The 7209-nt window shown below is 72.5% G+C and carries 8 protein-coding genes; 4 read left to right on the top strand and 4 right to left on the bottom strand.

Translation table 11 applies throughout. The features are described 5' to 3' along the window. Positions 1–273: 273 nt before the first annotated feature. Positions 274–1554: a D-inositol-3-phosphate glycosyltransferase gene (mshA, locus tag ABZW11_RS16015; RefSeq protein WP_355417215.1), complete on the bottom strand. Its 1281-nt coding sequence runs from the start codon at positions 1552–1554 to the stop codon at positions 274–276. 114 nt (positions 1555–1668) lie between these two features. Here mshA and ABZW11_RS16010 point away from each other — a divergent pair, with 114 nt between their 5' ends. Both ABZW11_RS16010 and ABZW11_RS16005 read left to right on the top strand, forming a co-directional pair. Then, positions 1669–2412, top strand: coding sequence for an SDR family NAD(P)-dependent oxidoreductase (locus tag ABZW11_RS16010; RefSeq protein ID WP_355417212.1), 744 nt, complete (start codon positions 1669–1671; stop codon positions 2410–2412). After that, positions 2405–3196 carry a class I SAM-dependent methyltransferase gene (locus tag ABZW11_RS16005; RefSeq protein WP_355417210.1) on the top strand — a complete coding sequence of 264 codons (792 nt, stop codon included), beginning with the start codon at positions 2405–2407 and terminating at the stop codon, positions 3194–3196. Before ABZW11_RS16010 ends, ABZW11_RS16005 begins: the two co-directional genes overlap by 8 nt. Positions 3197–3651: 455 nt before the next feature. Here ABZW11_RS16005 and ABZW11_RS16000 read toward each other — a convergent pair whose 3' ends face one another. From ABZW11_RS16000 to ABZW11_RS15990, 3 genes are read right to left on the bottom strand one after another with little or no spacing between them, the layout of a single operon-like run. After that, entirely contained in the window at positions 3652–4155 is a 504-nt protein-coding gene (locus ABZW11_RS16000) for an O-acetyl-ADP-ribose deacetylase (RefSeq protein WP_355417208.1), read from the bottom strand. A gap of 18 nt (positions 4156–4173) precedes the next feature. Further along, on the bottom strand, positions 4174–5187 hold the full coding sequence (locus ABZW11_RS15995) for a methyltransferase (protein ID WP_355417205.1): 1014 nt from the start codon (positions 5185–5187) through the stop codon (positions 4174–4176). Then, positions 5180–5830 carry a hypothetical protein gene (locus ABZW11_RS15990; RefSeq protein ID WP_355417202.1) on the bottom strand — a complete coding sequence of 217 codons (651 nt, stop codon included), beginning with the start codon at positions 5828–5830 and terminating at the stop codon, positions 5180–5182. The genes ABZW11_RS15995 and ABZW11_RS15990 overlap by 8 nt, the downstream gene beginning before the upstream one ends. Before the next feature lie 107 nt (positions 5831–5937). Here ABZW11_RS15990 and ABZW11_RS15985 point away from each other — a divergent pair, with 107 nt between their 5' ends. Both ABZW11_RS15985 and ABZW11_RS15980 read left to right on the top strand, forming a co-directional pair. Further along, positions 5938–6294, top strand: coding sequence for a BlaI/MecI/CopY family transcriptional regulator (locus tag ABZW11_RS15985; RefSeq protein ID WP_355417199.1), 357 nt, complete (start codon positions 5938–5940; stop codon positions 6292–6294). Next, complete coding sequence (locus ABZW11_RS15980) at positions 6291–7196, top strand: M56 family metallopeptidase (RefSeq protein WP_355417196.1); 906 nt, start codon at positions 6291–6293, stop codon at positions 7194–7196. Before ABZW11_RS15985 ends, ABZW11_RS15980 begins: the two co-directional genes overlap by 4 nt. Positions 7197–7209: the final 13 nt, after the last annotated feature.

The following is a 7209-nucleotide window of genomic DNA, read 5'->3' as shown; positions in this document are numbered from 1 at the left end:
CAGACATGGCCTTCGCCGTGACATGAGCGGCTCGGCTTCTCCGTTGTGGTTGTGACGAGGCTGCAAGGTTCGCTTAACGCTACGGCCCGCGTGCTCGCTCCCTCCCAAGAGGCTCTTGACACCCCGCTCAACCCGCCATGTCTCCATGACGAGCCGGGGCCTGCTACCGGGCGCTCCGATGCTTACCCGGACGGGACTTTCACCCGCAGGCCTGGACCAGCTTCCAGGACGCAACATGCCCTTCACCTTAAGAGGCGGCAGAACAAAGTACGGTCAGTTCCCCGGCAGCGCGACCGGCACCTGGTGCAGATGGGCGATGGCGCCGGCGTAGACCTCCATGAGGCGGGCGGCGGTGGCCTGCCAGCCGAAGGCGGCGGCGTGCTCGCGCGCGCCGGCCGACAGCCGCTCGCGCCTGCGCGGCGCGGAGAGCAGGCGGCGCAGCGCGATGGCCCAGTCGGCGGGGTCGTGGCCGTCCACGAGGAGGCCGGAGACGCCGTCGCGGACGGCCGTGCGCAGCCCGCCGACGGCCGCGGCCGCCACCGGCGTGCCGCACGCCTGCGACTCGAGCGCGACCAGGCCGAACGACTCGCTGTACGACGGCACGACGGTGACCGTGGCGGCCCGGTACCAGTCGGCCAGCTCCTCCTGGGGCGCCGGCGGCACGAGGCGGACGACGTCGGCGATGCCCAGTTCGGTGGCGAGGTCGGTGAGGAACGAGGGCCTGGCCAGGCCGTTGCCCGACGGGCCGCCGACGCAGGCGATCACCAGGCGCTCCCGCAGCGCGGGCTCGTCGATGAGCATCCTGGAGGCGGCGCGCAGCAGCACGTCGGGGGCCTTGAGCGGCTGGATGCGACCGACGAACAGCAGCACGTGGGCGTCCTGCGGCAGGCCCAGGCGGTGCCTGGCGGCGCCCTGGGAGGCGGGGGTGAAGACGGTGAGGTTGACGCCGGGGTTCACGACGGCGACGCGGGCGGGGTCGGCGCCGTACAGGTCGATCAGCTCGCCCGCCTCGTCGGCGGTGTTGGCGACCAGGCGGTCGGCGACGTCCACGACCTGCTGCTCGCCGATGACGCGGGCGGCCGGCTCCGGCTTGTCGCCGCGGGCGAGCAGGAGGTTCTTGACCTTGGCCATGGTGTGCATGGTGTGGACGAGCGGGACGCCCCAGCGCTCCTTGGCCAGCCAGCCGACCTGGCCGGACAGCCAGTAATGGGAGTGGATGACGTCGTAGCGGCCTGGGTCGTACATGGCCTCGGTGCGCAGCACCTCGGACAGGAAGGCGCAGAGCTGGCCGGGCAGCTCTGCGCGGTCCATCTCCTCGTACGGGCCCGCCGTGAGGTGCCTGACGAGGACGCCGGGGGCGAGTTCCGCCACGGGTGGCAGGTCGCGGGCGGTGGCGCGGGTGAAGATCTCCACCTCGACGCCGAGCCGGGCCAGTCGCTTGGCGCATTCGACGATGTACACGTTCATGCCACCGGCGTCGCCCGTGCCGGGCTGGTCCAGCGGCGACGTGTGCATGCTGATGGTCGCGACCCGGCTGACCCGTCGTCGCCTCACTCGACACCACCTCCAGACCGAGTACAACTGTCCCAACATTTCTGACATTCCCGACAACTGGTCATTTGTGGGGGTACAAAGTCGTCCCCCCGGGCTCCTGGCAGGATGGGGACCATGCGGAAAACGGCTGTGGTGACGGGTGCGAGCAGCGGAATCGGCGAGGCGACCGCGCGGCGGCTCGCCGCCGAAGGTTATGACGTGGTGGCGGGCGCGCGACGCCGCGACCGGCTGGACAAGCTGGCCGCCGAGGTGCCCTCCATCAGGCCGGTGACGCTCGATGTGACCGCACAGGACTCCGTTGACGCGCTGGTGGCCGGCCTGGAGCGGTGCGACGTGCTGGTCAACAACGCGGGCGGCGCGCACGGCATGGAGCCGGTGGCCGAGGGCCGGGTGGACGACTGGCAGCGGATGTACGACGTGAACGTGCTCGGCTCCCTTCGCATGTCCCAGGCGCTGATCCCCAAACTCGTCGAGTCGGGCGACGGCGTGCTGGTCATGCTCACCTCGACGGCGGGACACGTCGCGTACGAGGGCGGCGGCGGTTACGTCGCGGCCAAGCACGCCCAGCGCTCGATGGCCGAGACCCTGCGCCTGGAGCTGGTCGGGCAGCCGGTGCGGATCGTCGAGATCGCGCCTGGCATGGTCAAGACCGAGGGCTTCGCGGTCACCAGGTTCAGGGGCGACGAGTCGGCCGCCGCCCGCGTCTACCAGGGCGTGCCCGACCCGCTGACCTCCGACGACGTCGCCGACGCCATCGCCTGGTGCGTCACCCGCCCGGCCCACGTCAACATCGACCGCCTGGTCATCAGGCCGCGCGCCCAGGCGGCGCAGCACAAGGTGCACCGCGTCAGTGGCTAAACCGGTCGGGACCATCACCAGGGGCACGACGGGCCACAACCGGCTGCGGCGCGGCGACCGCTGGATCGCCGCCGTGCACGGCCGGCTGCTGCGCGCCGGCGAGCGGCCCCTGGTGGTGGATCTCGGCTACGGCGCCTCGCACACCACGACGCTTGAGCTGTTCACCCGGTTGCGCGGTGTCGCGCCGGGGGTCGAGGTGGTGGGGCTTGAGATCGATCCCGCGCGGGTGGCGCTGGCCAGGCCGTACGAGCGGGAGGGGCTGAGCTTCCGGCTGGGCGGCTTCGAGCTGCCGGTGCCGCGCCCGCCGGCCCTCGTCCGCGCCTTCAACGTGCTGCGCCAGTACGGCGAGGACGAGGCGTGGCACTACTGGGAGGTGCTGCGGGCGGGTCTCGCGCCCGGCGGCGTGCTGGTGGAGGGCACCTCGTCGGAGAACGGGCGGCGGGCGGTCTGGGTGGGGCTGTCCGCTGAGGGGCCGGAGACCATCACCTTCTCCGCCCGGTTCGACGCCTTCGAGCGGCCGTCCGACCTCGCCGACCGGCTGCCCAAGACGCTCATCCACCGTAATGTGCCGGGTGAGCGGATCCACGCCTTCCTGAGCGACTTCGACCGGGCATGGGCGGTCAGCGCGCCCTACGGGGCGCACGGGCGGCGGCAGCGGTGGCTGGCGGCCGTCGGGGAGCTGTCGCGCACCTGGCCCGTGCCCGCGCACCCGCCGCTCGGCGGCGTCGCCCGGTGGCGGCTCGGCGAGCTGACGCTGCCGTGGTCGGCGGTCGCTCCTCGCTAGAGCACCCGAAAGTGGTCGATCCAGGCTCACAGGACCCGCAAGCCGCGCTCATGGGTCATGCGAACATCGGTCGGTTTGCGGACGAGCGCCGACGGGCTCATGTTGGACGCCACCTGCCTGGCGGGTCCGCCCAGGCCTGGCCGACGCCGCCTGCTACCGGATTGTCGGCAGTGCTCCGGGCTTCAGACCGGGGGTGAAGCCAACTGTCCCGCGTAGCGGGGCAAGAACAGCCGATTCGCCGCCAGGCGGGCCGCGACGGGACGTTCACCAGCAGATGGACGTGGTCGCCTTCGCCGTTGAACTCGCGTGATTCGCGCAAGGAGAAGGGGTCGAAGAACCGGACCAAGGCCCGGATCAGGGTTGCACATCGCGGTGCCGGGCGGGCCGCACGCCTTCGACGACGCCGCGCACTACGACGAGGACGTCACGTGGGCGGTCGCGCCCCCGTGGGCACCCTAGAGCAGCGTGTCGAAGGCCGCGTACGCGACCGCGTCGAACAGCACGAACCGCACCTCGCGCACCGACGTCGCGGCCCCGCGCACGGCGTCGAGCGCGATGCGGGCGGCGTCGTCGACCGGCCAGCCGTAGATGCCGGTCGAGATCGCGGGGAAGGCCACCGTGGCGGCGCCCAGCTCGTCGGCCACCCGCAGCGACTCGACGTGGCAGGAGGCGAGCAGCTCGGAGCGGTCGTCCGAGCGTGAGTAGACGGGCCCGACGGTGTGGATGACCCAGCGCGCGGGCAGCCGGCCGGCCGTGGTCGCCACGGCCCGGCCGGTCGGCAGGCCCTTGCCGTAGTGGCCGGCCCTGAGCTTCCTGCACTCCTGGAGGATCTCGGGGCCGCCACGCCGGTGGATGGCGCCGTCCACGCCGCCGCCGCCCATGAGGGAGGAGTTGGCGGCGTTGACGATCGCGTCCACCCGCTGCTCGGTGATGTCGCCTTGGACGAGCGTCACTTCCATGGCGCCCAGCCTGCCAGGTCAGGCGCGGGCGACGAGCACGTTGACGTCGAGGGGCAGCCCGCGTACGTCCTCCAGCGCGAACCCCGCGCCGGACAGCAGCCGCTCGTACTCGAGGTAGGTGCGCTCACGGCCCGTGCCGTTGTTGACGAGCATGTGCACGTCCCACGCGATGGCGAGCGCGCCAGGCGCGTCGTGCGGCCGCTCGGGGACGAGCCGCTCCAGGACGAGCAGCCGCCCGCCTGCGGGCAGCGCCGCCCGGCAGTTGGCCAGCACCCGCGCGCAGGGCTCGTCGTCCCAGTCGTGCAGGATCCGCGAGAGCAGGTAGACGTCGCCGCCGGGCGGCACCTGCTCGAAGAAGTCGCCCGCCGCGAAGTCGCAGCGATCCGCCAGGCCCGCCTCGGTGAGCGCCGCGCGGCCCCGCTCGACGGCTCCTGGGCCGTCGAACAGCGTGCCGCGCACCCCCTCGGCCTGCGCCAGCACGGCAGCGAGCAGCGCGCCTCGGCCGCCGCCGACGTCGACCACGTGGCGGTGCCGGGTGAAGTCGTAGACCTGCGGCAGCTGGGTGAAGAACGACGAGCCGCAGGCCATGGCCCGGTCGAAGCCGGCGCCCATCTCCGGATGCTCGGCCGCGTAATCGAAGAACGGCTTGCCGTAGACGTGCTCGAAGCCCTGCCTGCCGGTCCTGACCGCGTACGGCAGCGCGCCCCACGAGGCGTAGAACGGGCCCGCGTAGAACAGGGCGAGGTCGGCCAGCGAGTCGGGGTGGCGGCCGGACAACAGCGCGCCGGTGGGCGTGAGCGCGTACGCGCCGCCCGTGCCCTGCTCGACCAGGTCGTGGCTCTCCAGCAGGCGCAGCAGCCGGAACAGCGCGCCCGCGTGCACGCCGCACGCGCGGGCCAGCTCGCCGCAGGTCAGCGGGCGCTCGTCGAGCCGGTCGGCCAGCCCCAGCTCGGCCATGGCGGCCACCGCCTGGGTGAGCCAGGCGCCGGTCAGCTTGGACAGCACCTCGCGGTGCGCGCCGTCGTCAGCCATCGGCCACCAGCGCGGGCGTGCGGTCGAGGTGGGAGCGCAGGACGTGGGGATAGTGGCCGGCGCAGGCCAGCTCGACGCGCCGGGGCCAGGCGACCGGCCGGCCGAAGTACAGCACCGTGCGGCCTCCCCTGCTCCCGTCCTCGTACGGGTTGAACCCGCCGCCGTCGGGGGCGAACCCGAGCACCGAGGTGAGCAGCCTGCCGAGGCCGCGCACCACGATCTCGTCGGGCCTGATGACTTCGAGCGCGAGGTGCGTCTCCTCGTTGCGCTCGCGCTCGCGGGCCGCGACCCGCCCGATGCCGGGGCCGTGCTCGGGCACGAACACCTCCAGGGCGGGGCCGCCGGCGGCGCGCACGGCGTAGGCGATGAGGACGGGCAGGTCGAGGTCGTAGCGCTCGGCCAGCCGGCTTCGCACGACCGTGCTGGGGCAGGTGCGCAGGATCTCGAAGCCGCGCATCCGCAGGGAGGCGCGCAGGTCGTCGAGCCCGCTGGGGAATATGAGGAGGGCGGCGTGGTCGATCCGGCAGTGCCGCTGGAGGGCGGCCTGGACGGAGGCGGTGACGCCCGGCTCGCGGGCGAAGACCGCCCACGTCTCCAGCCGCCGGATCAGCTGGTCGAGCCGCCGCTCGTCTTCCAGATCCACGCTCGGCGTACTCCTTTGTCGATTACGGAAGGTGACACCGTAGCAACGTTAGGGAGTCCTGAGCCCCGGATGCCAGCTCGACACGTTGTAGAGCTACTCTGAAAGACGTGAAGGGTCTTGGCGAGCTTGAGCGCAGCATCATGGACATCCTCTGGGCGGAGAGCACGGCGCTGACCGCCCGCGAGGTCGGCAAACTCATCGCCGACCGCGATCTCGCACCCACGACGGTCATGACCGTTCTCGACCGCCTCACCCGCAAGGGCTTCCTTGAGCGCACCCGCGACGGCCGCGCGTGGAGATATCAGCCGGCCGAAAGCCGCGACGCATACATCGCCGAGCTTATGCTGGAGGCGTTGGACCTGACGGGCGACCGATCGGCCGCCCTGACCCGCTTCGCCCAGGCCGTGTCGGGCAGGGAGGCGGAGATCCTGCGCAGAGCCCTTACGGAGCTGGAGGACGAGTGATCACGGCAGTGGTGCTGGCAGCGCTCGCGCTGGCGTGCGCGGTCGGCTCCTGGCGTTTCACCACGGCCCGGTGGACCTCCCGCGCCCCCAGGCTGGCCATCATCGTCTGGCAGTCACTCGGCGTGTCCTGGGGGCTGGCCACCACGGGCGCCATGCTGGCCTTCGCCGTCCAGCCCTATGGCACCGGCGTGATCCCCGGGCTTGTCGCGTTCGCGCGCGGCGAGACGCCCGCGCAGGCGTGGGACCCGCTCCACGTGCTGGCGCTGATCGCCGGGCTCACCGCGCTCGCGGTGCTGGTCGCGGTGCTGCTCACCGCGGGCGTGCAGGCGCTGCGGGCCCGCCGCAGGCACCGCGTGCTGCTCGCGCTGATCTCCCACGACGACCCTGGCGTGCCGGGCGTGCGGGTGCTCGACCATCCCAGCGCCGCCGCCTACTGCGTGCCAGGGCTGCGCTCGCAGGTCGTGGTCAGCGAGGGCGCGCTCAAGCTGCTGTCGGAGGACGAGCTGGCCGCCGTGCTCGCCCACGAGGCGGCCCACGTACGCGAGCGCCACGACCTCGTGCTGCTGCCGTTCGCCGCGCTGCGCAGGGCGCTGCCCTGGTCGAAGGTGGTGGCCGACGCGCAGGCCCAGGTCGAGCTGCTGATCGAGATGGCCGCCGACGACCGCGCCCGCCGCTACTGCTCGCCGCGCCGGCTGGCGACGGCGCTGCTGCGCTTCGGCGCGTCAGGGGCGATGCCGACGCCCCACGGCATGCTCGGCGTCCATGTCCACAACGTCATGGCCAGGGTCGATCGCCTGGTCAAGCCGCTGCCCGAGCTGACCATGACGGTCCGTTCCAGCTACATCGCCCTGTCTGTGACGTTGGTCACGAGCGCTCCGCTGCTCTGGTTCTTCCAGCTCTGACGCGCTTGCAGGT

Origin of the sequence: Nonomuraea sp. NPDC004580 (assembly GCF_040609855.1) — a bacterium.
Lineage (GTDB): Bacteria > Actinomycetota > Actinomycetes > Streptosporangiales > Streptosporangiaceae > Nonomuraea > Nonomuraea salmonea.
The sequence above is the reverse complement of the archived record's forward strand: the minus strand, read 5'-3'. Positions and strand labels throughout refer to the sequence as shown.